Annotated in this window: 26 protein-coding genes and 1 tRNA gene; 21 read left to right on the top strand and 6 right to left on the bottom strand. The window is 66.4% G+C overall.

The window, feature by feature from the left end; translation table 11 throughout:
- The first annotated feature begins 147 nt into the window (after positions 1-147).
- From sphst_RS17720 to sphst_RS17710, 3 genes are read left to right on the top strand one after another with little or no spacing between them, the layout of a single operon-like run.
- Positions 148-1,965 (top strand): histidine kinase dimerization/phospho-acceptor domain-containing protein, encoded by a 1,818-nt coding sequence (locus sphst_RS17720; protein WP_031393256.1) that lies wholly within the window; start codon positions 148-150, stop codon positions 1,963-1,965.
- Positions 1,962-2,948: a polysaccharide deacetylase family protein gene (locus sphst_RS17715; RefSeq protein WP_031393255.1), complete on the top strand. Its 987-nt coding sequence runs from the start codon at positions 1,962-1,964 to the stop codon at positions 2,946-2,948. Before sphst_RS17720 ends, sphst_RS17715 begins: the two co-directional genes overlap by 4 nt.
- The gene (locus sphst_RS17710) at positions 2,945-3,511 is read left to right on the top strand and encodes a DNA-3-methyladenine glycosylase I (protein WP_031393254.1); all 567 of its coding nucleotides are present in this window, start codon (positions 2,945-2,947) and stop codon (positions 3,509-3,511) included. Before sphst_RS17715 ends, sphst_RS17710 begins: the two co-directional genes overlap by 4 nt.
- Before the next feature lie 20 nt (positions 3,512-3,531).
- On the opposite strand, the gene sphst_RS17705 is transcribed toward sphst_RS17710, so the two are convergent.
- Positions 3,532-3,801 carry a hypothetical protein gene (locus sphst_RS17705; protein ID WP_031393253.1) on the bottom strand — a complete coding sequence of 90 codons (270 nt, stop codon included), beginning with the start codon at positions 3,799-3,801 and terminating at the stop codon, positions 3,532-3,534.
- A 131-nt stretch (positions 3,802-3,932) separates the two neighbouring features.
- On the opposite strand from sphst_RS17705, the gene sphst_RS17700 reads away from it, so the two are divergent.
- From sphst_RS17700 to sphst_RS17675, 6 genes are all read left to right on the top strand, one after another.
- Positions 3,933-6,149 carry a ribonuclease R family protein gene (locus sphst_RS17700; protein ID WP_107045906.1) on the top strand — a complete coding sequence of 739 codons (2,217 nt, stop codon included), beginning with the start codon at positions 3,933-3,935 and terminating at the stop codon, positions 6,147-6,149.
- A 71-nt stretch (positions 6,150-6,220) separates the two neighbouring features.
- Entirely contained in the window at positions 6,221-8,044 is a 1,824-nt protein-coding gene (gene lepA, locus sphst_RS17695; protein WP_107045905.1) for a translation elongation factor 4, read from the top strand.
- Between the two features lie 136 nt (positions 8,045-8,180).
- The gene (locus sphst_RS17690) at positions 8,181-11,579 is read left to right on the top strand and encodes a polysaccharide deacetylase family protein (RefSeq protein ID WP_031395120.1); all 3,399 of its coding nucleotides are present in this window, start codon (positions 8,181-8,183) and stop codon (positions 11,577-11,579) included.
- A 75-nt stretch (positions 11,580-11,654) separates the two neighbouring features.
- On the top strand, positions 11,655-12,416 hold the full coding sequence (gene modA, locus sphst_RS17685) for a molybdate ABC transporter substrate-binding protein (RefSeq protein ID WP_107045950.1): 762 nt from the start codon (positions 11,655-11,657) through the stop codon (positions 12,414-12,416).
- Positions 12,417-13,121, top strand: a complete 705-nt coding sequence (gene modB, locus sphst_RS17680) for a molybdate ABC transporter permease subunit (protein ID WP_043157977.1) — start codon at positions 12,417-12,419, stop codon at positions 13,119-13,121.
- Entirely contained in the window at positions 13,111-13,710 is a 600-nt protein-coding gene (locus sphst_RS17675; protein ID WP_031395669.1) for an ATP-binding cassette domain-containing protein, read from the top strand. Before modB ends, sphst_RS17675 begins: the two co-directional genes overlap by 11 nt.
- Before the next feature lie 66 nt (positions 13,711-13,776).
- Here sphst_RS17675 and rpsI read toward each other — a convergent pair whose 3' ends face one another.
- The 3 genes from rpsI to sphst_RS17660 form a co-directional block, all read right to left on the bottom strand.
- Entirely contained in the window at positions 13,777-14,334 is a 558-nt protein-coding gene (gene rpsI, locus sphst_RS17670; protein WP_043157976.1) for a 30S ribosomal protein S9, read from the bottom strand.
- Complete coding sequence (gene rplM, locus sphst_RS17665; protein ID WP_037530138.1) at positions 14,335-14,814, bottom strand: 50S ribosomal protein L13; 480 nt, start codon at positions 14,812-14,814, stop codon at positions 14,335-14,337.
- Positions 14,815-14,929: 115 nt separating this feature from the next.
- Entirely contained in the window at positions 14,930-15,973 is a 1,044-nt protein-coding gene (locus tag sphst_RS17660) for a COX15/CtaA family protein (RefSeq protein ID WP_056407688.1), read from the bottom strand.
- 230 nt (positions 15,974-16,203) lie between these two features.
- On the opposite strand from sphst_RS17660, the gene sphst_RS17655 reads away from it, so the two are divergent.
- The 4 genes from sphst_RS17655 (at position 16,204) to sphst_RS20775 (ending at position 19,354) form a co-directional block, all read left to right on the top strand.
- Positions 16,204-16,602 carry a MerC domain-containing protein gene (locus sphst_RS17655; RefSeq protein ID WP_051916566.1) on the top strand — a complete coding sequence of 133 codons (399 nt, stop codon included), beginning with the start codon at positions 16,204-16,206 and terminating at the stop codon, positions 16,600-16,602.
- Between the two features lie 73 nt (positions 16,603-16,675).
- On the top strand, positions 16,676-17,143 hold the full coding sequence (locus tag sphst_RS17650; protein WP_031395663.1) for a Fur family transcriptional regulator: 468 nt from the start codon (positions 16,676-16,678) through the stop codon (positions 17,141-17,143).
- 127 nt (positions 17,144-17,270) lie between these two features.
- Entirely contained in the window at positions 17,271-19,193 is a 1,923-nt protein-coding gene (gene dxs / locus sphst_RS17645) for a 1-deoxy-D-xylulose-5-phosphate synthase (protein WP_031395662.1), read from the top strand.
- On the top strand, positions 19,190-19,354 hold the full coding sequence (locus sphst_RS20775) for a hypothetical protein (RefSeq protein ID WP_159043698.1): 165 nt from the start codon (positions 19,190-19,192) through the stop codon (positions 19,352-19,354). Before dxs ends, sphst_RS20775 begins: the two co-directional genes overlap by 4 nt.
- Positions 19,355-19,384: 30 nt before the next feature.
- Here the strand turns inward: sphst_RS20775 and sphst_RS17640 are convergent, their stop codons facing one another.
- A complete protein-coding gene (locus tag sphst_RS17640) occupies positions 19,385-20,056 on the bottom strand; it encodes an RBBP9/YdeN family alpha/beta hydrolase (RefSeq protein ID WP_031395661.1) in 672 nt (223 codons plus the stop codon).
- Between the two features lie 224 nt (positions 20,057-20,280).
- Between sphst_RS17640 and sphst_RS17635 the strand changes: the two genes are divergently transcribed.
- The 5 genes from sphst_RS17635 to sphst_RS17615 all read left to right on the top strand — a co-directional run bounded on the left by sphst_RS17635 (position 20,281) and on the right by sphst_RS17615 (position 23,464).
- Positions 20,281-21,030, top strand: coding sequence for a TlyA family RNA methyltransferase (locus sphst_RS17635; RefSeq protein ID WP_107045904.1), 750 nt, complete (start codon positions 20,281-20,283; stop codon positions 21,028-21,030).
- Positions 21,031-21,201: 171 nt separating this feature from the next.
- The gene (locus sphst_RS17630; RefSeq protein WP_031395658.1) at positions 21,202-21,720 is read left to right on the top strand and encodes a TspO/MBR family protein; all 519 of its coding nucleotides are present in this window, start codon (positions 21,202-21,204) and stop codon (positions 21,718-21,720) included.
- Positions 21,721-21,758: 38 nt separating this feature from the next.
- Positions 21,759-22,013 (top strand): accessory factor UbiK family protein, encoded by a 255-nt coding sequence (locus sphst_RS17625; protein WP_031395657.1) that lies wholly within the window; start codon positions 21,759-21,761, stop codon positions 22,011-22,013.
- A gap of 97 nt (positions 22,014-22,110) precedes the next feature.
- Positions 22,111-22,617 carry a YbjN domain-containing protein gene (locus sphst_RS17620; RefSeq protein ID WP_031395656.1) on the top strand — a complete coding sequence of 169 codons (507 nt, stop codon included), beginning with the start codon at positions 22,111-22,113 and terminating at the stop codon, positions 22,615-22,617.
- A gap of 31 nt (positions 22,618-22,648) precedes the next feature.
- Positions 22,649-23,464: a pyrroline-5-carboxylate reductase family protein gene (locus sphst_RS17615; RefSeq protein ID WP_031395655.1), complete on the top strand. Its 816-nt coding sequence runs from the start codon at positions 22,649-22,651 to the stop codon at positions 23,462-23,464.
- On the opposite strand, the gene sphst_RS17610 is transcribed toward sphst_RS17615, so the two are convergent.
- Positions 23,465-23,953 (bottom strand): MarR family transcriptional regulator, encoded by a 489-nt coding sequence (locus tag sphst_RS17610; protein WP_031395654.1) that lies wholly within the window; start codon positions 23,951-23,953, stop codon positions 23,465-23,467.
- 106 nt (positions 23,954-24,059) lie between these two features.
- On the opposite strand from sphst_RS17610, the gene sphst_RS17605 reads away from it, so the two are divergent.
- The 3 genes from sphst_RS17605 (at position 24,060) to sphst_RS17595 (ending at position 25,761) form a co-directional block, all read left to right on the top strand.
- Positions 24,060-25,139, top strand: coding sequence for a branched-chain amino acid aminotransferase (locus tag sphst_RS17605; RefSeq protein ID WP_031395653.1), 1,080 nt, complete (start codon positions 24,060-24,062; stop codon positions 25,137-25,139).
- A 52-nt stretch (positions 25,140-25,191) separates the two neighbouring features.
- Positions 25,192-25,266: transfer RNA gene (locus sphst_RS17600), tRNA-Gln, on the top strand.
- Positions 25,267-25,332: 66 nt separating this feature from the next.
- Positions 25,333-25,761 (top strand): DUF1810 domain-containing protein, encoded by a 429-nt coding sequence (locus sphst_RS17595; RefSeq protein WP_031395652.1) that lies wholly within the window; start codon positions 25,333-25,335, stop codon positions 25,759-25,761.
- The last annotated feature ends 11 nt before the right edge of the window (positions 25,762-25,772 follow it).

The raw sequence follows: 25,772 nt of genomic DNA, 5'->3' as shown, positions 1-25,772 counted from the left end.
TAGCGATAAGATTGTTGCGGCGAAACGCAATTGTCCCACATCGCCACGGCATAACCATGCACGCCAATTCTGTTGTTCCTTCCAAGGCCGCGTCGGGGTATGACACCTTGATGACGCAGGCGGTGCAGCGTCCATTCGGGGAACTCCGTGCGCTTCGACGACAGCCTGAAGACCGTGCTATCTGCCGACATGGCCACGGATTTCGGTGCTCAATCGGCGTGGCGTCAGATGGTCGACCTGATCGGCCGCGGGCGTAGCCCGGCCGATGCTGAGTCGCTGGCCCGGTTGCAGGCGCTGCGCAAGCTGGTCCCCGACACGGTTCGCGCGGCAAGCGCGCGCGCGCTGGCGTTCGCGAAGCCCGATGTCGCACTGGTAGGGTTTTTTGCCGAAGACACCTTGGCGATCGCCGCCCCCGTGTTGCGGACCGCGATGCTGCCGGCGGATGACTGGCTTGCTCTGCTGCCTCAGCTGACCCCGGCGGGCCGATCCGTCCTGCGGCATCGGCGAGATCTGCCTGAACCCGTCTGTCGCGGTCTTGAGAGTTTCGGGTCGACCGATTTCGTCCTCGCGCATCATCCGGCCCCATCCGACGTTGCTCCCGCGATCAACCCCGGTGCAGAGGTGCAGCTTTCTGTCGATGACGTGGTGCCCGCACCTGCCGTCGAGGCTCCAGCGGAATCACCGTCGTGTCCGACCATGCCGCGCACCGCGTCGCCCTTTGTCACGCTCGGCGCAATTACGCGCGGTCTGCCGGTCGTGGCCGAAGCGCTGCGTCACGCGGCGGTACCGGCGACCGACGCCGCGCCCGAGCCCGTCGCGAAGCCCGAGCGGTTCGAAATTTCCGACCTCGTCAAACGCATCGACGCGTTCAATCGCGATCGGATCGTGCCTGACGCGACGGACTTTGCCGCGGAGGTTGCCGACAGCTTCCGCTACGAAACCGATCCGACGGGCGTGATCCGCTGGGTCGACGGCGTGTCGCGCACGGCGCTGGTTGGCGCCTCGCTGGCCTATGCCGCCGTTCAGGGTGAGGTTCAGATCGACGGAGTCGCGGCAGGCGCCTACCGGCGGCGCTCCGCCTTCGACGCGGCGCGGCTCCAGATTGGCGGTTTGTCGAGCGCTGCCGGTGCATGGCGTATTTCGGGTGTCCCGGCCTTCGATCCCGCATCGGGGCGGTTTACCGGGTTTCGCGGCACCGCGCGCCGGCCGCGCCGCGACGAGGTCGCGTCGCTCGGGGAGCCGTTGGCCGCGCCCAAGTCGCCGGTTTCCGATTCGTTGCGGCAACTGGTGCACGAGTTGCGCACGCCGACCAATGCGATTGCGGGCTTCGCCGAACTGATCGAGACCGAATTGCTCGGCCCGGTCCCTGCAACCTATCGCGAACGTGCGGCGATGATCCGGAGCCAGGCGTCCGAACTGCTGGCCGCGATCGAGGATCTGGATACCGCGGCACGGATTGAAGGCGACGCGCTCGAGCTGCGCCCGACGATCGTGCCCGTCCTGCCGTTGCTCGACGGCGTGGTGCGTGACCTCGCACCGCTGGCAGCGTTGCGCGGTGCCCAGGTCGTCATCGATCCGTCAGCGGCCCATTGCGACATCGCCGGTGACGACCTTGCGGTCGAACGGCTGGTGGGGCGCCTGCTGGCGACCCTCGTATCGGCCTGCAGCGCGGACGAGATGCTGATGGTCGCGGTCCTGTGCTGCGGCGATACGGTGGCGCTGCGCTTCGATCGGCCTCGCGCGATGGCGGTGCACGACACGAACATCCTGCTGAGCATCGACAACGACCGCGGTCACGAGCGCGATGGCGCCCCGTTGCTGGGTACCGGATTTGCGCTGCGGCTGGCGCAGAATTTTGCGGTCGAACTGGGTGGGCACATGGCGTTCGAGTCCGAACACATCATCCTCACGCTACCTGCCGTCGCGGCCGAACGGATGGAGCGCGTTCTCGACCGGTTTCGGTGAACGGCGCGCGGTACAGGCTGGCTTCACCGCCGGAGCCCATCGTCTGGCGGCCGGGTTTTGGCCCGCGCTACACGCTGTTCGTCGATGTCGAGGAGCAGTTCGACTGGAACGCGCCATTCGAGCGTACGCGACATTCGACGAGTGCGATGGCGGCATTCCCCGAGGCGCATGCACGTTTCCGTGAGCAGGGCGTAGCGCTGACCTGTCTGGTCGACTATCCGATCGTCGATGACCCCGCCGCCGTTGAAATCCTCCGCACCGTCGTTGCCGATGGCCGGTCTGAGATCGGCGCGCAGTTGCACCCCTGGGTCAACCCGCCCTTTGGAGAGCCGCTGACCCCGGCGATGAGCTTTGCGGGCAATCTTCCCGAAGGCCTCGAAGCCGCGAAGCTCCGCTTGCTCACCGACGCGATTGCCACGGCGTTCGGTCGACGCCCGCGTGCCTATCGCGCCGGTCGCTACGGGGTTGGCCCGGACACGGTCGCGGCACTCACGGCGCTCGGCTACCGCGTCGATAGCTCGGTCCGGCCCGGCTATGACTATTCAGCCGAGGGCGGGCCCGACTTTTCATTGAGTGATCCGCGTCCCTGCCGCCGGGGCGCGCTCCTCAGCGTGCCGTTGTCGACGTTGTATGTCGGCGCGCTGCGTGGTCACGGTGCGGGACTGTACCGCGCGCTGGGGCGAGTGCCCTATGCGCGCGGTGTCGCGTCGCGACTGGGGCTGTTGTCGCGGGTCGCGTTGACGCCGGAGGATATGCCGATCGGCGCCGCGCTGGAGGCGGTGACGATCGCGGTGGGCGAGGGGGTCGAATTGCTCAACTTCGCGTTCCATTCGCCGTCGCTCGTCCCCGGCAACACGCCCTATGTCCGCGACACCGCCGATCTGCGCAAGTTCCATGACTGGTGGTCGGCGATGCTGACCCGGCTCGACCGGCTGGGCGTGCGCAATGCGTCGCTCGACGAAATCCTGGAGAATGCCCTGTGACGACGTCCGCTTCGCGCTGTGGCTGGGCGGGGCACGATCCGCTGATGTGCGCCTATCACGACACCGACTGGGGCGTTCCCGAACGCGACGGACGCGCGCTATGGGAAAAGCTCATGCTCGACGGTTTCCAGGCGGGGCTTGCCTGGATCACCGTGTTGCGCAAGCGCGAGGCGTTTCGCGCCGCCTTTGCCGGGTTCGACCCGGAACAGGTCGCGCGCTTCGACGAGGCGGACATCGCCCGGCTGATGGGGAACGCCGGCATCATCCGGTCGCGGGCCAAGATCGTGTCGACGATCGGCGGCGCGCGCGCGGTCCTCACGATGCGCGATGCGGGGCTGGATTTCGCGACCTATTGCTGGTCGTTTACCGATGGCAAGGTGCTGATCGGCGACGGTGCCAAGCTGGTGACGCAATCGCCGCTATCGGCCCAAATCGCGGCCGATCTCAAGAGTCGCGGGTTCAAGTTCGTCGGTCCGACGATCGTCTATGCCTGGATGCAGGCGGTCGGGATCGTCAATGATCACGAAACCAAGTGCTTCCGACGCGCGGAGCTCGGCGGCTAGGACGCGACAGGTCGGCGCGGTCAGAACGCGCGACGGTGCTTTCCGCCATAGCGACGGCCGATATAGTCGCCGATATGCGCGACCTCTATCGCCGCTTCGCGCACTGCGCCGTTCTGGCAAGGCATCGGGTCGCTGGCCGGTTCGGCGGCGCGGCGCTGGACCGTGGCGCAAAGCTCCTCGATGTCGGCGCGCGACAGGATGTTCTTCTCGCGCAACAGGCAGATCAGGCTTTGCAGGATGACGAGGTTCTTGTCCTCGGGATCGGCTACGAGCCGTAGCGGCGTCGTCACTGTCTCTCTCCTTATGTTTATCCGGTGATGATATGCTCATGAGGTTCAGGCGCAAGGATTGATTTTCGCTGTGTTGCAAAGGCTTGCCGGTAACGGGTGACGCATCGCCCAACGCACCCTATCTGGTGGGGATGTACAAACCGAAAGCCGGTCTTCCGACCCGCCAGCAGATCCTGGACTTCATCGCGTCGTCGGACGTCCCCGCGGGTAAACGCGAAATCGCCAAGGGCTTCGGCCTGAGTGCGCAGGACAAGATCGGACTGAAGGCGTTGCTGAAGGACATGGCGGACAAGGGGCTGATCGACAGCGCTCCCGGCCGCGCGTTTCACAAGATGGGCGGCGTGCCCAAGGTCACTGTGCTGCGGATCGCCGATGTCGACGATGCGGGCAATGTCTGGGCGGTCCCCGAGCGCTGGGAGGCCGAGGGCGTGCCACCGCCGCGGCTGCGCGTGCGCGAACGCAAGCGCGGTGCGCTGGGGGTCGGCGAGCGGATCCTCGCGCGGACCGAGGAGGCCGGCAATGGCTGGACCGCGCATCCGATGAAGGTGCTCGCGCCCGCGTCCGAACAGGTGCTGGGCGTGCTGCGCGAGGAGGCGGGGCGGTTGTGGCTGACCGGAGTCGACAAGCGCGAGCGGCGTGAGTTCGCGGTCGCCGATGCCGGCGGCGCCGCGCCGGGCGATCTGGTGCTGGCCGAACTGGCGGGCAAGCCACCGCGGATCGCCGCGCGGGTCGTCAACAAGCTGGGCGACCCGTTCGCCGCGCGCAGTTTCTCGCTTATCGCGATCCACAAGCACGGCATCCCCGACGTGTTCGCGGTCGAGGCGATCGACGAGGCCAAGCGCGTCGCGCAGCTCCCGCTCGGCGACGACCGTGAGGATCTACGCCACCTGCCGATCGTCGCGATCGACCCGGAAGATGCGCGCGATCACGACGACGCGGTCTGGGCGCAGGCGGACGAGGATCCGGCCAATGCGGGCGGCTGGAAGGCGATTGTCGCGATCGCCGATGTCAGCTTCTACGTGCGGCCGAAGTCGGAAATCGACCGCGAGGCGCGACGTCGTGGCAATTCGGTCTATTTCCCCGACCGCGTCGTGCCGATGCTGCCCGAGATCCTGTCGGCGGACGTCTGTTCGCTGAAGGAGGGCGAGGATCGTGCCGCGCTCGCCTGTCATTTGGTGATCGGCAAGGACGGGTCGCTCAAGTCGTGGCGTTTCACCCGGGCAGTGGTGCGGATCGCGGCGAACCTCGCTTATGAGGAGGCGCAGGCGGCGATCGACGGCACGCTGGCGCTCGACATGACCGAGACGGTGCTGAAGCCCCTCTGGGGATGCTGGGCGTCGCTGGCGAAGGCCCGCGATGCACGAGCGCCGCTCGACCTCGACCTGCCCGAGCGGCGGGTGGTGCTCGACGAGAAGGGGCGGATCATGTCGGTTGCGCCACGCGAGCGGCTCGATGCGCACCGGCTGATCGAGGATTACATGATCGCGGCGAACGTTGCTGCGGCCAAGGCGCTCGAGGGCAAGAAGGCGCCGGTCATGTACCGCGACCACGAGCCGCCGAGCCGCGAGAAGCTGATGGCGCTGAAGGATTATCTCGAGACGTTCGGGGTGCCGTTCGCGCTGGGGCAGGTCATCCGGCCAGCGACGTTCAACCATGTGCTCGAGCGGATCGGCGTTGCCGACTTCCGGCCGCAGGTGATGGAGCAGGTGCTGCGCACGCAGACCCAGGCCTATTACAGCCCCGCCAATCACGGGCATTTCGGGCTGGGGCTCGGCAGCTATGCGCATTTCACCTCGCCGATCCGCCGTTATGCCGATCTGATCGTGCATCGATCGCTGGTCGCGGCCTATGGCCTGGGGGCAGGCGGTCTGCCTGCCGAGGATGCAGCCGGGATGGAGGCGATCGGCGAGACGATCAGCCGGCTCGAACGCCGCGCGATGGAGGCGGAGCGCGACACGATCGACCGCTATGTCGCGTCCTTCCTGTCCGAACGCGTCGGCCAGATCATGGAAGTGCGGATTACCGGCGTCACCAATTTCGGATTCTTCGCGACGGTCGAGGGAATCGGCGGCGACGGACTGATGCCGGTGCGCGACCTTGGCGGCGAGTATTTCCGTTTCGACGAGGCGGCGCGGACGCTGGTCGGCGAGGATAGCGGCGACGTCTATGCGCAGGGGCAGATGCTCGACCTCAAGCTCGCCGAGGCGAACCCGGTATCGGGCGCGCTGCGCTTCGAAATGCCCGAGGGGAAAGGGGCCGCGGGACCAGCACGCGCGCGCAAGCCGGGCCGCGAGATCAAGCGGCGCGGGCGTCCGGCGAACATCCGGCACCAGGGAAAGCGACGCTGATTGTGATCCCCGTTGCCACAGATGATGCGGAAGCTTTGGCATAAGCCCGGCGAGGTGCTAACGGCGCGCGCATGACGACCGAATTGTCCCGCATCCGCAACTTCTCCATCATCGCGCATATCGACCATGGCAAGTCGACGCTCGCCGATCGACTGATCCAGCAAACCGGCGGTCTGACCGCGCGCGAAATGTCCGAGCAGGTGCTCGACAACATGGACATCGAGAAGGAACGCGGGATCACGATCAAGGCGCAAACCGTGCGCCTGGCCTACCGCGCGAAGGACGGCGAGGATTACGTCCTCAACCTGATGGACACGCCGGGACATGTCGACTTTGCCTATGAGGTGAGCCGCAGCCTCGCCGCATGCGAGGGCGCGCTGCTCGTGGTCGACGCGGCGCAGGGCGTCGAGGCGCAGACGCTCGCCAACGTCTATCAGTCGATCGAACATGATCACGAGATCGTGCCGGTCATCAACAAGATCGACCTGCCCGCCGCCGAGCCCGAGAAGGTCCGCAAGGAAATTGAGGACGTGATCGGCATCGACGCGTCCGGCGCGGTGCTGGCGTCGGCGAAGTCGGGCATCGGCATCGAGGACATCCTCGAGGCGATCGTCACCAAGATCCCGCCGCCCAAGGGCGATCCGGAGGCACCGCTGAAGGCCATGCTGGTCGACAGCTGGTACGATCCGTATCTCGGCGTCGTCATCCTCGTCCGCGTGATCGACGGCGTCCTGAAGAAGGGCCAGCAGATCAAGTTCATGCAGACCGGCACGATGCACCTGGTCGACCGGGTCGGGTGTTTCCGCCCCAAGATCGAGCAGCTGACCGAGCTGGGCACGGGCGAGATGGGCTTCATCACCGCGCAGATCAAAGAGGTCGCGCAGACCCGCGTCGGCGACACGATCACCGATGCGAAGCGGCCGGCGCTGGAAGCGCTGGCGGGCTTCAAGGAAGTCCAGCCGGTCGTGTTCTGCGGCATGTTCCCGGTCGATGCGGCCGAGTTCGAGAAGCTGCGCGAGTCGATCTCCAAGCTGCGCCTCAACGACGCGAGCTTCTCGTTCGAGATGGAGACGTCCGCGGCGCTGGGCTTCGGCTTCCGGTGCGGGTTCTTGGGGCTGCTCCATCTGGAGATCATCCAGGAGCGCCTGACGCGTGAGTATGACCTCGACCTCATCACCACCGCGCCGTCGGTGGTGTACGAGATCGAGCTGACCCCCCCCGATCCCGCGGGCACGACGCATATCGAGTTGCACAACCCCGCCGACATGCCCGAGCCGAACAAGATCGCGACGATCAGCGAGCCGTGGATCGAGGCGACGATCTACGTCCCCGACGAATATCTCGGCAGCGTCCTCAAGCTCTGCCAGGACCGCCGCGGGATCCAGAAGAACCTGACCTATGTCGGCGGCCGCGCGCAGGCGACCTACGAGCTGCCGCTCAACGAGGTCGTGTTCGATTTCTACGACCGGCTGAAGTCGATGTCGAAGGGCTATGCGAGCTTCGACTATCACCAGATCGGCTATCGCGAGGGCGACCTCGTCAAGATGGGCATCCTGGTCAACGAGGAGCCGGTCGACGCTCTGAGCATGATCGTCCACCGCGGCACCGCCGAGGTACGGGGTCGCGGCATGGTCGAGCGGCTGAAGGACCTGATCCCGCGTCACCTGTTCAAGATCCCGATCCAGGCAGCGATCGGCGGCAAGGTGATCGCACGCGAGACGATCAGCGCGATGCGCAAGGACGTGACCGCCAAATGCTATGGCGGCGATGCGAGCCGCAAGAAGAAGCTTCTGGAAAAGCAGAAGAAGGGCAAGCTGAAGATGCGCGAATATGGGTCGGTCAGCATCCCGCAGGAGGCATTCATCGCCGCGCTGCGGATGGGCGACGACTCCTGAGCTCTACGGCTCGGCCGGACCGCAATATCAGGCCCCGCGCCACGAGGTGACGTGACGGATTTGTCATCGTCCCGATTGGTCACGGGCATGAATGGTGGTGCATGGCGCGCGATCCTGGGGTCGGATAGCGTTGGTCATGGCACTGCATCCTGTTTTCTACGACGCTAGCGGTCGGCGTCGTCGTCGTTTCGCATTGGGTGTCATCGCCTTCGTCGCGCTCGTCTTATTGTCGGTGGCGGTGTTCGCCGTGTCGATCGGCGCGGTCCCGGCGGCACCGTTACTGCCGTTCGAGCCCGAGCATCCCGGGCTTCACCGTCTTCCGGCACCGCATAGCGGCGTGATCGGGCGGGCGCAGCGCAGCATCGATTATTACGGCAAGGCACTGTTCGGCGGACCCACCGCGGGCGCCGGCAAGGCGGGTGCGAAGGGGGGCGTCGGACAGGCGCCGCGCGCGACCAACCCGCGGCTGGCCATCGCCTTCCACGTGCCCTGGGACGAATCGAGCGTGGCGAGCCTTGCCCGGCATGTCGAACAACTCGACTGGGTCATTCCCGGCTGGGTATCGGTGACCGGGGCCGACCACCGGATCACCGTGTTCCGCGATGTCGCGGGCCGCGCGGTGCTCAATCGCGCGATCCACCGCCCGGTGATCTTGCCCATGGTTCAGAACGCCAAGGACGGCGACTGGGACGGCGCGGGCAGCGCCGCGCTGTTTGCGGATGCGACCGCCCGGCGCGCCTTTCTCGATCGGCTGGTCCCGTTCCTCGCGGCGAACCATGCAGGCGGCGCCTTCTTCGATTTCGAGAGCCTGCCGGCGGGGGCGCAGGCGAACTACCGCCTGTTCCTTGCCGAGGCGAAGGCGCGGTTCGCGCCGCGCGGCTGGGTCGTCGCGATCGCCGCGCCGGTCGGGAACGCCGACTGGAACATGCGTGCCTATGCGCGCGTGACCGACAAGATCTTCCTGATGGCCTATGACGAGCATGAGACGAGCGGCCCCGCCGGGCCGATCGCATCGCAGCGCTGGTTCGCACGGTCGGTCGCGAATGCCGCGCGCGGTGTCGCCCCTTCCAAGCTGGTCGTTGCGTTCGGCTCCTATGCCTATGACTGGCATGACCGTGGCGGCGATGCGCTCGGCGTCGAGGAGGCATGGCAGGCCGCATCCGATTCAGGCACCGTCCCGACGTTCGACAAGGGCAGCGGCACCAGCAGCTTCGCCTATGCCGATGGCGGGACCCGGCATCTGGTATGGCTGCTCGATGCGGCGAGCGCGTATAACGAGCTGGCCTTTCTTCAAAAGGCGGGGGTGCAAAGTTTCGCGCTGTGGCGGCTTGGGTCGGAGGATCCGGCGCTCTGGTCGATCTTTGGACGCGACCACCGCCGATTGCCCGATCCGCGTGCGATCAACACGACACCGGCCGGGACGAATGTCGATATCGAGGGCAATGGCGAGATCCTGAAGATCGGGTCGACGCCGGTTTCCGGGCTGCGTGATACGGTCGCGGCAGCCGATGGGACGATCGCGGACGTCCGCTTCACGCGCATGCCCTCGCCCTACGTCGTCCAGCGTACGGGCTACAGCCCGCGGGCGCTTGCGCTCACTTTCGACGATGGGCCCGACGCCGAATGGACGCCGCAGATCCTCGACATCCTCAAGCGCAAGCACGTGCCGGCGACGTTCTTCGTGGTGGGCGAGAATGCGCTGACGCAGCGGAGCCTGCTCGAACGCATGGTGGCCGAAGGGCATGAGGTGGGCAGCCACACCTATACACATCCCAATCTGGCTACCGTATCGGGGCGGCAGGTCGGGTTCGAGCTCAACACGACGCAGCGGCTGTTCCAGGCGTTCACCGGGCGATCGCTCCGCCTGTTCCGCGCACCCTATTTCGGCGATGCCGAGCCGAGTACCGCGGACGAGATCAAGCCCGCACTAGAAGCGCAGCAGCGCGGCTATGTATCGGTCGGCCTGCACGTCGATCCCGACGACTGGAAGCGTCCGGGCACCGCGGCGATCATCGACCGCACGATCGCACAGGTCGTGGAAGGATCGCCCGAACGCAGCGCCAACATCATCCTGCTGCACGATGCGGGTGGCAACCGTGCGCAGACCGTCGCGGCGCTGCCGGTGATCATCGATCGATTGCAGGCGATGGGCTATCACTTCGTGCCCGTCTCGGCGCTGGCCGGGCTGACGCGCGATGCGGCGATGCCGGTGATATCGTCGAGCGACCGGGTCGCGGCGGTCGCGGATCTTGCGCTGTTCAGCACGCTGGGTGGACTGGTAATCGGACTGCGCTGGATCTTCGGGATCGCGATCACGATCGGTATTCTTCGTGCGCTCGCGCTGTCGGCGCTGGCGCTGATCCAGGCACGCCGCGAATTGCGGACGGTGTTCCCCGCGATCGATCCAGCCCGATTCGTCACAGTCATGATCCCGGCGTTCAACGAGGAACGCGTGATCGTCCGCGCGGTCCAGGGCGTGCTGGCCTCGACCGACGTCGTGGTCGAGGTGATCGTGATCGACGACGGGTCGAGCGATGGCACGAGCCAGGCCGTCGCCACCGCCTTTGCCGGCGACGCGCGGGTACGGCTCATGACTCTGGCGAACGGCGGCAAGGCGCGGGCGCTGAACCGCGGGCTGGCCGCGGCGCGCGGTGACATCGTGATCGCACTCGACGCCGATACGCAGTTCGAGCCGCTGACGATCGCACGGCTGGCGCGGTGGTTCGACGACCCGGCGCTGGGGGCGGTCGCGGGCAATGCGAAGGTCGGCAACCGGGTCAATCTGATCACGCGCTGGCAGGCGCTCGAATATATCACGGCGCAGAATCTCGAGCGCCGGGCGCTTGCGCGGCTGAACGCGATGACGGTGGTGCCGGGCGCGGTCGGCGCGTGGCGACTGGCGGCAATCCGCGCGGTCGGCGGCTATCCCGACGATACGCTGGCCGAGGATCAGGATCTGACGATCGCGATCCAGCGCGCGGGCTGGACGGTCCAGTATGACCAGTTCGCGATCGCCTGGACCGAAGCGCCCGAGACGCTGCGCGCGCTCGCCAAGCAGCGGTTCCGCTGGGCGTTCGGGACGCTCCAGTGCCTGTGGAAGCACCGCTCGGCGATCGGCCGCAGCCAGCCGCGCGGGCTTGGCTGGGTCGGGCTGCCCCAGGCGATCGTGTTCCAGATCCTGCTGGCAGCGATCTCGCCGATCATCGACCTCGCGCTGCTCGTCAGTGTCGCAACGACCTATGTCGCGGTGTCGGCGCATGGCTGGGCACAGAGCAGCCATGACCTGCAGACCATGCTGACCTATTGGCTGGTCTTCACCGCGATCGATCTGCTCGCGGCGACGATCGCGTTCGCACTCGAGCGACGCGAGCGGTGGAGGCTGCTCTGGCTGCTGATCCCACAGCGGATCGGTTATCGGCAGGTGATGTACTATGTCGTGCTCAAGGCGCTCGCCCAAGCCCTGCGCGGACCGATGGTCGGCTGGGGCAAGCTGGCCCGGACGGGGCGCGTGACGGCGCCCTCCGGGGCGGAATGAACCCCATGTCCGTTGTGGCGTTCAGCGGGCGGCATATTATAGCGCCGTGATCATTGGCGGGCCTGAGGGGACATGATGAAGTATCCGGTATTGCTCGCCATGCTGGCCGTCGGCGGCGTGGCGACAGGCGCCGACGCTGCGCAGCGCGCGGCACCGCTGGTGCTGGCGGCGGCGAGCCTGCAGGAATCGATGACCGCGGCCGCCGATGCGTGGGCGGCGAAGGGGCATGTGCGCCCGACGATCTCGTTTGCGGCCTCGTCGGCGCTGGCACGGCAGGTCGAGGCCGGCGCGACCGCGGACCTGTTCGTGTCCGCGGACGAGGACTGGATGAATGAGCTGGCGAAGCGCCGCCTGATCGTCCCTGCGTCGCGCGTGACGTTCCTGGGTAACCGGCTGGTCGTCGCGGCGGCGGCGGGGACGACGGTGCGGATCCCGTCACGCCCGCCCGCCGCGCTGGCGCGGGTCCTGACAGCGGGGCCAATCGCGATGGCGGATACGCCCGTCCCTGCGGGGCGATACGGGCAGCAGGCACTTGAGGCGCTCGGCGTATGGAAACAGGTCGCGCCGCGCGTCGTGAGGGCCGAAAACGTCCGCGCGACGCTGGCGCTCGTCGAGCGCGGCGCGGCCCCCCTGGGGATCGTCTATGCGACCGACGCCAAGGCATCGACGCGTGTCAGGATCGCGGGCGTGTTTCCTGCATCGACGCATCCCGCCATCACCTATCCGATCGCCCGATTGACGACGTCGCGCAATCCGGAGGCCGAGGCGTTCCGCCGGTTCCTGACGTCGCGTCAGGGCAAGGCGATCTTCGTGCGTTACGGCTTTTCGGCGCGCTGAGTGACGGATGGGTTCGTCCTGACACCGGCGGAATGGGGGATCGTCGGTCTGTCGCTGAAGGTCGGCGCCGTCGCCATGCTGATCACATTGCCGATCGCGTTCGGCTTCGCCTGGCTGCTGGCGCGCGTGCGGTTTCCCGGGCGGATCCTCGTCGATGCGGTGATCCATCTGCCGCTTGTCGTGCCGCCGGTCGTGACGGGGTGGCTGCTGCTGCTCGCCTTTGCGCCGAACGGGCCGGTCGGGGCGTGGCTGCAGTCGTGGTTCGGGGTCAGTGTGCTGTTTCGCTGGACCGGGGCGGCGATCGCGGCGGGGGTCATGGCACTGCCGCTGATGGTGCGCGCGATGCGGCTGTCGATCGAGGCGGTCGATGCACGGCTCGAAAGTGCGGCGCGGACGCTGGGCGCGGGGCCTTGGCGGGTGTTCTGGACGGTCACGCTGCCGCTGAGCGTACCGGGCGTGCTCGCGGGCGCGGTGCTGGGCTTTGCGCGATCGATCGGCGAGTTCGGAGCGACGATCACCTTCGTCTCCAACGTGCCCGGCGAGACGCAGACGCTGCCCTTGGCGATCTATTCGGCGCTCCAGCAACCGGGCGCGGAGATGCTGGTGTGGCGGCTCTCGGCGATTTCCGTCGCGCTGTCGCTGATCGCACTGGTCGCGTCCGAGCTTCTGACGCGGCGCGCGGGCAGGGGGCTGCATGTCCTTTGAGATCGACGTCCGCAAGCGTTTGGGCGATGCCGAGGTCGCGCTGACGCTGGCGGCGGGCGACGGCGCGACCGTGCTGTTCGGACCGTCCGGCGTCGGCAAGACCAGCATCCTGAAGATGGTCGCCGGGCTGCTCACGCCCGACCAAGGCCGCATCGTCGTCGATGGCGTCACGCTGTTCGGGGAGGGTGTCAACCTGCCACCGGAACACCGCCGTGCGGGCTATGTATTTCAGGAGGCGCGGCTTTTCCCGCATCTGAAGGTGCGCGCTAACCTGCTGTACGGCGCCGGCCCTGACGCGTCGGGGTTCGAGGAGCGGATCGGCTTCCTGGGGATCGGGCATCTGCTCGACCGCTGGCCGCGGTCGCTCTCGGGAGGCGAAGCGCAGCGCGTGGCGATCGGCCGTGCATTGCTCAGCAACCCGCGCTTCCTGCTGCTCGACGAGCCGCTGGCGTCGCTCGACCGACCGCGTCGCGAGGAGATCGTCCGTGCGATCGAGCATCTGCGCGACGCGATGCGCCTGCCGATCCTGATGGTGACCCACGACCCCGACGAGGCCGCACGGATCGGCACCCGCGTCGTACGGATGTAGCGCAGGCATGAAAAAAGGCGGCCCGGGAAAACCCGGACCGCCCTTTCTCGTAGCTTGGTAAAGCGTTTAGCGCTTCGAGAACTGGAAGCTACGACGGGCCTTCGCCTTGCCGTACTTCTTGCGCTCGACGACGCGGCTGTCGCGCGTCAGGAAGCCTGCTGCCTTGACCGATGCACGCAGCACCGGCTCGAAGCGGGTCAGCGCCTGGCTGATGCCATGCTTGACCGCGCCGGCCTGACCCGAAAGGCCACCACCCTTGACGGTGCAGACGACGTCATACTGACCTTCGCGCTCGGTGATGCCGAACACCTGGTTGATGACGAGACGCAGCGTCGGACGTGCGAAATACACTTCCTGGTCACGACCGTTGATCGTGATCTTGCCGGTGCCGGGCTTGACCCAGACGCGGGCAACGGCGTCCTTGCGACGGCCGGTCGCATAGGCGCGACCCTGCTTATCGAGGATCTGCTCGCGGAGCGGCATCGGCTCGCGGACCGGCTCGTTCGAGACGGGTGCTGCGATGTCGCCTTCGCTGGTCGGCAGCGACTGTGCGGCCGGAGCAGCCGGTGCGGGCTGGTTGGTCAGGCTCGCGAGATCGGCGAGCGACTGGCGGTTGTCGGTCATTTACGCACCCACCTTGTTCTTGCGATTCATGCTGGCGATGTCGAGAACCTCGGGGTTCTGCGCCTCATGCGGATGCTCGGTACCCTTGAAGATACGCAGGTTGCGCATCTGTTCACGTCCGAGCGGGCCGCGCGGGATCATGCGCTCAACGGCCTTTTCGAGAACGCGCTCCGGGAAGCGGCCGTCGAGAACCTTGGCGGCAGTGATGCCCTTGATGCCGCCGGCGTAACCGGTGTGCTTGTAATAGACCTTCTTCGCGGCCTTGTTGCCGGTGAAGCGGATCTTGTCGGCGTTGATCACGACGACGTTGTCACCGCAATCGACATGCGGGGTGAACGACGTCTTGTGCTTGCCGCGCAGGACGTTGGCGATGATCGACGCTGCGCGACCGACCACCAGATCCTCGGCATCGACGATATGCCATTTCTTCTCCACCTCGTGCGGCTTGGCCGACTTGGTGGTCTTCATGAGCGCCTTCATGGGGCTGAGACCTTTGCTGAAACGATATGCGCCGCCACGACGGACGGCGCTAACGAGGCGGCAATGGCGAAAAGGGGTGTTTAAGTCAAGCTTTCCGCCGGTTTGATGGCGGGTATTATGATACCTTGGGCGGATTGCCGAGGCGATGCGCGGCAAATACCGTGGCGATCAGCAACAGCGCCGCATTGGCTTGGTGTGCGACGGCGACATGGATGGCGACGCCGGTCATGAGCGTCGCGATCCCGAGGAAGACCTGCAGCGTGACGAGCCCGACCACCCAGAAGCCGGCGCGCGAACCGTGCTGCGTCGCGCGGACCGCGAGCCAGACGAGCCCGGCAGCGGTTGCGAAGGCGAGCCACCGGTGAATGAACTGCACGACGATCGGGTTGTCGACCGCGTTGATCCAGCCGGGTGACAGCATCGGGACGCCGGCCGGAAACAGGCTGTCGCCCATCAGCGGCCAGCTCGCAAAGGCATAGCCAGCGTCGAGCCCTGCGGTGAACGCGCCATAGACCAATTGAACGAACAGCAGCGCGAACGCGGTGACCGCGATCGGCACGAGGCGGGCTGGCGCCGCAAGCTTCGAGCGGTGGAGTGCGATCAGGTCCAGCGCCGTCCAGACGATGCCGGCGAGCGTGACGAGCGCGGTCATCAGATGGACCGCCAGACGAATGTGGCTGACGTCGGTGCGAACGGACAGCCCGGACTTCACCATCCACCAGCCGACAGCGCCCTGAAGCGCACCGAGCGCCAACAGCGCGCCGAGTCGCCAGCCATAGCCGACCGGGATCGCCCGGCGAAGCGCGAACCACAGGAGCGGGATCGCGAACGCCGCGCCGATCGTCCGTGCCAGCGCGCGGTGGAGATATTCCCAGAAGAAGATCGCCTTGAACCCGTCGAGCGTCATGCCGCTGTTGAGCTGGCTATATTCAGGGATCTGTTTGTAATTCGCGAATTCCGCCTGCCACTGCGCAAGCGTCAGTGGCGGGATGATGCCGGTGATCGGCTTCCATTCGGTGATCGAGAGCCCCGAATTGGTGAGCCGCGTTATCCCGCCCACGACGACGATACCGACGATCATCGCCGCGACGATAAGAAGCCAAGTCGCGACCGCTCGCGGGCGCGCGGTGGACAGGAAGGCGGCACTGGGCTGGAGCATAGCACGGCTCTACGCCTGTCTGACTGGGGCGTCGAGTATCAGGGGTTATCGGCCGCCGGGTTTCTGCCGGGCCGGAGCCGCGCGCGGTGCGTTAAGAACGAGCGCACGCGGAGGATTGATCACGACATCGATGGAGCGTCCTTTCCTGGAAAAAAAAGCGAGCAGACTACCGCCGTTCGGCCGAATGTGATGTTGTATCCTTTCCTCTGATGGACTATCTGCTCGGAACGATGTCGACGACCGCCCACCACCATACCCATGCGCATCCGTCCTGGATCGCAGGCCTGGATCGCTATGCGATCGGGCTGTCGGGTCTGTGCATGGTGCACTGTCTGGCAACGTCGGTGCTGGTTGCGCTGATGTCGACTGCGGGCGGGGTGCTGCTTGATCCCATCTTCCACGAAGTCGGACTGACGATCGCGATCCTGTTCGGTGCGGTCGCGCTGGGGCGGGGGATACTTCATCATGGCTATGCGATGCCGGCCGCGATGGGTGCGTTCGGGCTCGGGATCATGGCGGGGGCAATGACCCTCCCGCATGATTCGGGAAGCGGTGAGACGCTCTGGACGATCATCGGCGTCGCGTTGCTCGCGTTCGGGCACGATCTGAACCGCCGCGCCGACAGCTGAGGAGGGCCGCAGGATTGCCCCGGCGCGGTCGCTGCTTGTCGCGGCTCCTCCGGCACCCTAAATTCACGGGATAATGGCATCGCATTCGCATCATGAGCCGCAAGGCGCCGACCTCAACGTTGCCGCACAGGCGACGCTGGAAAAATCGGGCGAGCAGTGGACGACGATGCGCGCCAGCGTATTCTCCGCGCTGGCTGGCTTCGACAAGCCGGCTTCGGCCTATGACATCGCAGAAGCCGTGTCGAAGGCGGAAGGGCGGCGCGTCGCTGCCAACAGCGTCTACCGGATCCTCGACCTGTTCGTGGGCGCCAATCTCGCGCGACGGGTCGAAAGTGCGAATGCGTATGTCGCCAATGCCCATCCCGATTGCCTTCACGACTGCATCTTCCTGGTGTGTGATTCGTGCGGGCAGACGACGCATATCGACAATGACGTGATCACTCGCGGTGTGCGGAACGCGGCTATTTTGGCCGGTTTCGTGCCTGTCCGCCCGGTCATCGAAGTGCGCGGCCGGTGTGCCACATGCGAGGCGCAGCGCTGATCGAGGACGGCTGCCAGCGCCATGACGGGGTGACCAATCTGGCGTCGCTGCGTAGAAATATCCGCGGATGGCGGGGTTTCGTTCGGTAACAATCGACACCAAACCTGTGCTGCGATAAGCCGGTGGGATGGCAGATACTCCTGTAACCCCGTTGCTCGACACGGTTTCGACCCCCGATGACCTGCGCAAGCTGAAACCCGACCAGCTTCGCCAGCTTGCCGATGAACTGCGGACCGAGACGATCTCGGCCGTCGGCACGACCGGTGGCCACCTCGGATCGGGGCTTGGCGTGGTCGAGCTGACGACCGCGATCCATTATGTGTTCGATACGCCGCGCGATCGTCTGGTCTGGGACGTCGGGCATCAATGCTATCCGCACAAGATCCTGACGGGCCGCCGCGACCGGATCCGGACGTTGCGCCAGGGTGGCGGCCTCAGCGGCTTCACCAAGCGGAGCGAGAGCGAATACGACCCGTTCGGCGCTGCACATTCCTCGACGTCGATCTCGGCCGCGCTCGGCTTCGCGGTCGCCAACAAGATCGCGGGCACGCCGGGCAAGGGCATTGCCGTGATCGGCGACGGCGCGATGTCGGCGGGCATGGCCTATGAGGCGATGAACAATGCCGAGCAGGCGGGCAACCGCCTCGTCGTGATCCTGAACGACAATGACATGTCGATCGCGCCGCCGGTCGGCGGCCTGTCGGCTTATCTCAGCCGGATCGTGTCGAGCCGCGAATTCCTGGGCATTCGCGAGCTTGCCAAGAAGCTCGCGCGCCGCCTGCCGCGGCCATTTCACAACGCCGCGCGGAAGACCGACGAGTTCGCCCGCGGCATGACGATGGGCGGTACGCTGTTCGAGGAACTCGGCTTTTACTATGTCGGGCCGATCGACGGTCATAATCTCGAGCATCTGATCCCCGTGCTCGAGAATGTGCGCGACGCGGAGGAGGGCCCGATCCTCGTCCATGTCGTGACCAAGAAGGGCAAGGGCTATGCGCCCGCCGAGGCCGCGGCCGACAAATATCACGGCGTGCAGAAGTTCGACGTGATCTCGGGCGTGCAGACCAAGGCCCCGCCGGGACCGCCGCAATATCAGAACGTCTTCGGCGCGCAGCTCGTCGCCGAGGCTGCCAAGGACGACCGGATCTGTGCGATCACCGCAGCGATGCCGTCGGGCACCGGCCTCGATGCGTTCGCCAAGGCCTATCCCGATCGCTTCTTCGATGTCGGCATTGCCGAACAGCACGGCGTGACCTTCGCGGCGGGGCTTGCCGCACAGGGTATGCGGCCGTTCTGCGCGATCTATTCGACGTTCCTGCAGCGCGCCTATGATCAGGTCGTCCATGACGTCGCGATCCAGAACCTGCCGGTGCGCTTTGCGATCGATCGTGCCGGGCTGGTCGGAGCGGATGGCGCGACGCACGCCGGATCGTTTGACGTGACCTATCTCGCGACGCTGCCGAATTTCGTCGTGATGGCGGCGGCGGACGAAGCCGAGCTGGTCCATATGACGCACACCGCGGCGCAGTATGACACCGGCCCGATCGCCGTGCGCTACCCGCGCGGCAACGGCACGGGCGTCGCCCTGCCCACAACGCCCCAACTGCTCGAGATCGGCAAGGGCCGGATCGTTCGTGAGGGCAAGGCCGTGGCGATCCTGTCGCTCGGCACGCGGCTTGAGGAAGCGTTGAAGGCGGCCGATGTGCTCGAGGCCAAGGGGCTGTCGACCACCGTCGCCGACCTGCGATTCGCCAAGCCGCTCGACGTCGAGATGATTCGCAAGCTGCTGACCACGCACGAGGTTGCGGTCACGATCGAGGAGGGCGCGGTCGGCGGTTTCGGGGCGCATGTGCTGACGCTGGCCAGCGACGAGGGGCTGATCGATGGCGGGCTGAAGCTGCGCACGCTGCGTCTGCCGGATCTCTTCCAGGATCAGGACAAGCCTGACGCGCAATATGCCGAGGCCGGGCTTGATGCGGCGGCGCTGGTGGAAACCGTGCTCAAGGCGCTGCGCCATAATTCGGGCGGGGTTGCCGAAGCGCGCGCGTGAGCGGGCCGACCAAGGCCATCGTGATCATCGCGCTCGCGGTGATCGTGATGGTGTCGCTGAACATCGGCATGTGGCGGCGGATGCGCGCCGGGCTGGCCGCGGCGCGCGCCGCGGACCAGCAGGATCAGCAGATGCCGGCAGACGACACACTGCGCGGCTGAGCCAGAATGACTGCCCGACTCGTGCCCTGCCTATCTGCCCAGATAGTGGGAGTGGGCCGCGTCTGTTGCGCTGACGGCGAGGATCGATCGCGCCTGGCTGGCCGGCAGAGCCTGGCCGTGACCGTCGCCACTCGCGGCGATCACCCGCTCGAGCAGATCCTGTCCGTCGCGCCACCAGCCGATACCGCTCGCGGCGTTGAGATGCCCCTGCGGGCCGGCATCGACGAAATGGCTGCCCCAGTCGGCGGCCATGCTGTGCGCCCGGTCGGGCGTGACCCAGGGATCGTCGCTGCTCGCGACGACGATCGAAGGGAAGGGCAGGGCGCCGCGCGGGGTCGGTGAAAAGCCCTTGAGCTCAGCCTGGGCCCCACCGCGATCGACATCGGCGGGTGCGACGAGCAACGCACCGGCGACGGGCCAGCCATAGGGTTGCGGGCTGAGCTCGGCCCACCACGCCACCGCGAGGCAGCCGAGGCTGTGCGCGGCAAGGATGACGGGGGCCTGCGCGCGCCGGATCGCCTCGTCGAGTCGCGTGACCCAGGCGTTGCGATGTGGCGTGTTCCACATCCCCAATTCGACCCGAACGGTATCCGGCCGGGCATCTTCCCACAGGGTCTGCCAGTGTGACGGGCCGGATCCGCCGAGCCCGGGGACCGTCAGGATGGTCGGTTGAACGCTATCATATGGTGCAAAAGAACCCACGACGCCTCTCCTTCTCCAGACCCCCGGAGCCCGGGGGTGGGATCGTGATCGATCCGACCCCCGGAGCCCGGGGGTGGGATCGTGATCGATCGACGCTCTAGGGGACGTCGGCCGATCACGATCCCTGTCTGCAAGATAATCCTACCAGTTCGGTGGGCAATAGATATTGCGGCAAAAGGAAGGCAGCTTGCGATGATCGGACGCCGGGGCGATAGGCTGGGCGTATGGCAAAGCAACGCGCGGACCAGATGCTGGTCGACAGGGGACTGGTCGAATCGCGGACGCGCGCGCAGGCGCTGATCATGGCGGGGCTGGTCTTTGCCGGCACGCGCAAGGTCGACAAGCCGGGGCAGACGCTGGCGGACGACGTCGTGCTCGACGTCCGGGGCCGCGATCACCCCTGGGTGTCACGCGGCGGGATCAAGCTTGCGCACGGGCTCGCACATTTCGGCTGGACGGTCACGGATGCGGTGGCGATCGACGTCGGCTCGTCGACCGGCGGGTTTACCGACGTGCTGCTCAGCAACGGGGTCGCCCGCGTCTATGCCGTCGACAGCGGGACCAACCAGCTTGCGTGGACACTACGCCAGGACCCGCGCGTGATCGTCCACGAACAGACCAGCGCGCGCATCCTGACCGACGCGCATATCCCCGAACCGGTCGACCTGATCGTCTGCGATGCGAGCTTTATCGGGCTGGCCAAGGTGCTCGAGCGCCCGATCGGGTTCGCACGTCCCGGCGCGCGGCTGCTCGCGCTCGTCAAGCCGCAGTTCGAGGCGGGCCGCGAAGAGGTCGGAAAGGGCGGCGTGATCCGCGATCCGGCCGTCCATGCGCGCGTCTGCGGCGAGGTCGCGGCCTGGCTCGAGGCACGGGGCTGGCAAGTCGAGGGCGTCGTCGAGAGCCCGATCAGCGGCCCCGAGGGCAATATCGAGTTCCTGATCGCCGCGCATGCGGTCGCCGCGCCACGCGGCTGAGGATCCGGATGCTACGCGCGCTGGACCCGGATCGGCCATTGCAGAATGACACACTTCCCGATCGGTCCATGCATGTTGCGGTTTACGGCAGGGCGTTCCCGCGGCAGGACTAAGCCAATCAGTCTTGAAAGGACGTATGTGGGAGGCATCGCTTCGAAGGGCCAGCTGAGGATGTCGTTCCTGCGCTGGGCAATCGTGACCGTTCCGTTGATCGTCCTGCTGGGCTTTCTGGCCGGGCGCGCGGTCCCGGTGGGGAGCGAAAGTGCCTGGTACACCAGCCTGGTGAAGCCCGCGCTGACACCGCCAGGCTGGGTGTTCCCGGTCGCTTGGTCGACGCTCTACGTGCTGCTCGGCCTGGCTCTCGCAATGATCCTCAATGCGCGCGGCGCGCGGGGGCGAGGGCGCGCGATCGCCTTGTTTGCCGCGCAGTTCGTGTTGAATCTTGCCTGGACGCCATTGTTCTTCGGCGCGCACCGAATCGGTGCGTCGGTGCTTGTCATCGTCGCGATGCTGCTGCTCTCGATCGCGGCGACATTCCTGTTCGCGCGCATCCGGCGCGGGGCGGCGTGGCTGATGGTGCCCTATATGGTGTGGATCAGCTTTGCGGGAATGCTCACATACGGTATAGGCCGGCTCAACCCCGATGCCGAAACCCTTGTGCCGACGACGCGCACCTCCCAGATGTTGTGAAGAGGCGCGCGGCGCGAGTTACTAGCAGGATGATGACAATGCAGTCCGAAAACCGGATGTTCGACGATTTCGTGAAGGTCCTCAACGGCGCCGCAGGAACCTTTGCTGGTGTCGGCCGCGAAGCGCAGTCTGGAGTTCGCGAGCGTGCCCGTGAATGGCTCGGCGGCCTCGATTTCGTGAGCCGCGAAGAGTTCGACGCGGTCAAGTCGATGGCGGCTGCGGCGCGCGACGAAAATGACGCGCTGAAGGCTCGGCTCGACGCTCTCGAAGCAAAAATGCAGGTCGGCGTCTGACTTTTCCACAGATTTCTGGGCATTCGGATCGAACGGGGTTGTCGGAGCATTTTTGCCCCGGCACCCTTTGTCGCGTGACAGGGAGTGCCAGGACGTAATGATGCTCGACCACGCCGACCATGACCAAGACGATGCTGCGCCCATCGACATGCTCGAAGCCTATTATGCTGCGCATGGATGGGAACATGAACGTCACGATGATGAGATCGTCGCGACCGTAAAGGGCAGCTGGACGACCTACGAGCTGCGCGCCTTGTGGCGCGAGGACGACAGCGTGCTGCAGTTCCTGGCGTTTCCGGACATCAAGGTGCCCGACGAACGGCGTCAGGCGGTCTACGAGACGATCGGGCTCGCCAACGAGCAGCTCTGGATCGGCCATTTCGAACTCTGGTCGACGAGCGGGATCCTGCTGTTCCGCCACGCGGCGATGGTCGATGGCGGCGAGGATGGGACGATGTCGCTGTCGGCCGCCGAACTGCTCGTCGAATCGGCGATCGAGGAGTGCGAGCGCTTTTATCCAGTGTTCCAGTTCGTCCTGTGGGGCGGGAAGACGCCGGCGGATGCGCTTGCCTCGGCGTTGATCGAAACCCAGGGCGAGGCGTGATCGCGCCCGTTTTCTTGGGCGCGGCGTGCCGATGACCGGGCGGATCCTGATGATCGGCTGTGGCAATATGGGCGGGGCGATGCTGGCCCGCTGGCTTGCCGACGGCCTTTCACCCGACAGCGTGACCGTCGTCAGCCCCAGTATGCGCGTGATGCCACCCGGTGTGCACGTCGTCGCCGCGGTGCCCGACCCCGACGACTTTTCCGCTGAAACCGTCATGCTCGCGCTGAAGCCGCAGCAGCTTGGCGCGCTGAAGACGCCCGTGTTCGCGCGCTATGCGCCAAAACTGCTGATTTCGATCCTTGCAGGGGTCGAGATCGCCGCACTCGACCGTCTGTCCCAGGCGCAGGCGGTGGTTCGAGCGATGCCCAACCTGCCGGTTGCGATAGGCCGCGGCGTGGTTGCGCTGCACGGCGCGACGGATGACGGCGCGGCGCGTGCGACCGCAGAGGCGTTGATGACCCCGCTCGGTCTGGTCGAGTGGATCGCCGCAGAGGCGCAGTTCGATGCGGTCACCGCGTTGGCGGGATGCGGGCCGGGTTTCGTGTTCCGCTTTGCCGACGCGCTTACCAAGGCGGGGCAGGCGCTCGGCCTGCCGGCGGATCAGGCGGCTCGGCTCGCGATCGCGACGCTCGACGGATCTGCGCGGATGGCCGGTGCTGCGGACGTTTCGCCGGCGGTGCTGGCGGACCGGGTCGCGAGCCCTGGTGGGTCGACGCGGGAAGGGCTGAACGTGCTCGACGACGGCGATGCACTGGTCTCCCTGATGTCCCGCACGCTGGCGGCCTCGGCACGGCGGAATGCGGAGATGGCGGCAAACGCCCGCGGCGACCTCGCGCCGCTTTAGTCAGCCGCGCAGCTTTATCACCTGCTCGCGTTCCTCTTCCGGAATCAGGCCTTCGAGCACCGCCCAATAGCCCGCAACCGCGCCGTGGCCGGCGTGATTATAGGCTGCGGACATCTTCTGTCGCGCGGCTTCGAACAGGTCGCTCTCCATCTTGCTGCCGACCGGCGTCAAGCGCAGCAGCCGCTGACGCCGGTCACGATCGCCGGGACGAACCTCGATAAAGCCGCGATCGCTGAGTTCGTTCAGCACGCGGCCGAGCGACTGCTTGGTGATCGCCAGCAGCGACAGCAGCTCGCTGACCGTCATGTCCGGTTTGCGGGCGATGAAATACAGGGCGCGGTGGTGCGCGCGCCCCAGCCCCTGCTCCGCGAGCCCCGCATCGATCGACCGGACCAGATGGCTCTGACCGAAGTACAGGAGTTCCATGCCGCGACGCAGTTCGGGTTCGCGAAGAAACAGGGGTGAAGCGGGTGATGCTGAGGCAGCCATGTTGACCGGTTTAGTCTTCGGTCCTAGTCGACGGCAAGCCGTGGAAAGAGAGAAAAATTCAATGCATCCTCCGTTGTCGCAGGCCTCATCGTCCCCAGACGCGAGCATGACATTTTCGTTCGAACCGTGTGGCGATCCGGTCGCTGCGAACGAGCGTGCGCAGCGCCTGATCGATCCCGGCTTCGGCCGGGTCTTCACCGACCATATGGCGATGATCCGCTTCAGTGACGCGAAGGGCTGGCATGATGCCAGGATCACGACGCGCGCGCCGATCATGATGGATCCCGCATCGTCGGTTCTGCACTATGCGCAGGAAATCTTCGAGGGGATGAAGGCCTATCGACTCGCCGATGGCGGCACCGCGCTCTTCCGGCCCGAAGCCAATGCGCGGCGTTTCCAGGATTCGGCGCGCCGGATGGCGATGCCCGAGCTTCCCGAGTCGCTGTTCCTCGAATCGGTCGAGCGGCTGGTCAGGACGGATCAGGACTGGATTCCCGACAGCGACGGCGGCGCGCTGTATCTGCGGCCGTTCATGTTCGCGAGCGAGGTGTTCCTGGGGGTCAAGCCGAGCGCCGAATATCTCTACATGGTGCTCGCCTCGTCGGTCGGTGCCTATTTCAAGGGCGGTGCCTCCGCGGTCTCGATCTGGGTCAGCCAGCATTATACGCGCGCGGCACAGGGCGGCACGGGCGCGGCGAAGTGCGGCGGCAATTATGCCGCCAGCCTGCTCGCGCAGAAGGAAGCGATCAGCCAGGGCTGTGACCAGGTCGTCTTCCTCGATGCGGTCGAGCGTCGCTGGGTCGAGGAACTCGGCGGCATGAACGTCTTCTTCGTGTTTGCAGACGGCAGCCTTTCGACCCCCGCGCTCACGGGCACGATCCTGCCCGGCATCACCCGCGATTCGATCCTGACGCTGGCGCGGGCGCAGGGGATCACCGTGCGCGAGGAGCCCTATGCGATCGACCAGTGGCGCGCCGACGCGGCGAGCGGCAAGCTTGTCGAGGCGTTCGCCTGCGGCACCGCTGCGGTCGTGACCCCGATCGGGACCGTCGCGTCGCCCGAGGGCCGCTTCACGATCGGCGGCGGCGAGCCGGGCGCGATGACGCTGCGGATCCGCGATTCGCTCGTCGCGATCCAGCGCGGTCTGGCGCCGGATGCCAATGGGTGGGTCCATCGACTCGATTAAGACGCGATAGGGCTTTTCTCGTCGGGGCGCGCCGCTATAAGGCCGCCTCTGCTGGGGCGTCGCCAAGTGGTAAGGCAGCGGCTTTTGATGCCGCCATGCGCAGGTTCGAACCCTGCCGCCCCAGCCAATCCTTCCTGCGTCTATCGGTTCTGCCATATATGGGGAGCCGAGGATTGAGTGAAAGCAGGCGGTGATGACCCATCCTTATGATCTTGAACGGTTCGTCACTGCGCAGGCGGCAGTCTACGAGTCCGCGCTTGCCGAGATACGCCGCGGCGCCAAGCGTAGTCACTGGATGTGGTTCATCTTTCCGCAGATTGCCGGGCTCGGACGAAGCCCGATGGCGCAGCATTATGCGATCGTGTCACTTGAGGAAGCGCGGGCCTATCTCGCGCATCCGGTGCTCGGGGCGCGTCTGCGGCAATGCGTGGAAGCGCTCGACGCGCTGACGGGGACGAGTGCCCGGGCCGTATTCGGCGACGTCGATGCGATGAAGCTGCGATCGTCGCTGACGCTGTTCCGCGAGGCGGGGAATGATCCGCTGTTCGGTGCCGCGCTTGATCGCTGGTTTGCCGGGACGAGCGACGCGGCCACGCTAGCTCTCATCGACAGACCAAGCTGACGACGATCCGC

This window comes from Sphingomonas sp. STIS6.2 (genome assembly GCF_000732685.2).
In the GTDB taxonomy this organism is placed as follows: Bacteria; Pseudomonadota; Alphaproteobacteria; order Sphingomonadales; family Sphingomonadaceae; genus Sphingomonas; species Sphingomonas aerolata.
This window is presented reverse-complemented; position numbering and strand designations above follow the sequence as displayed.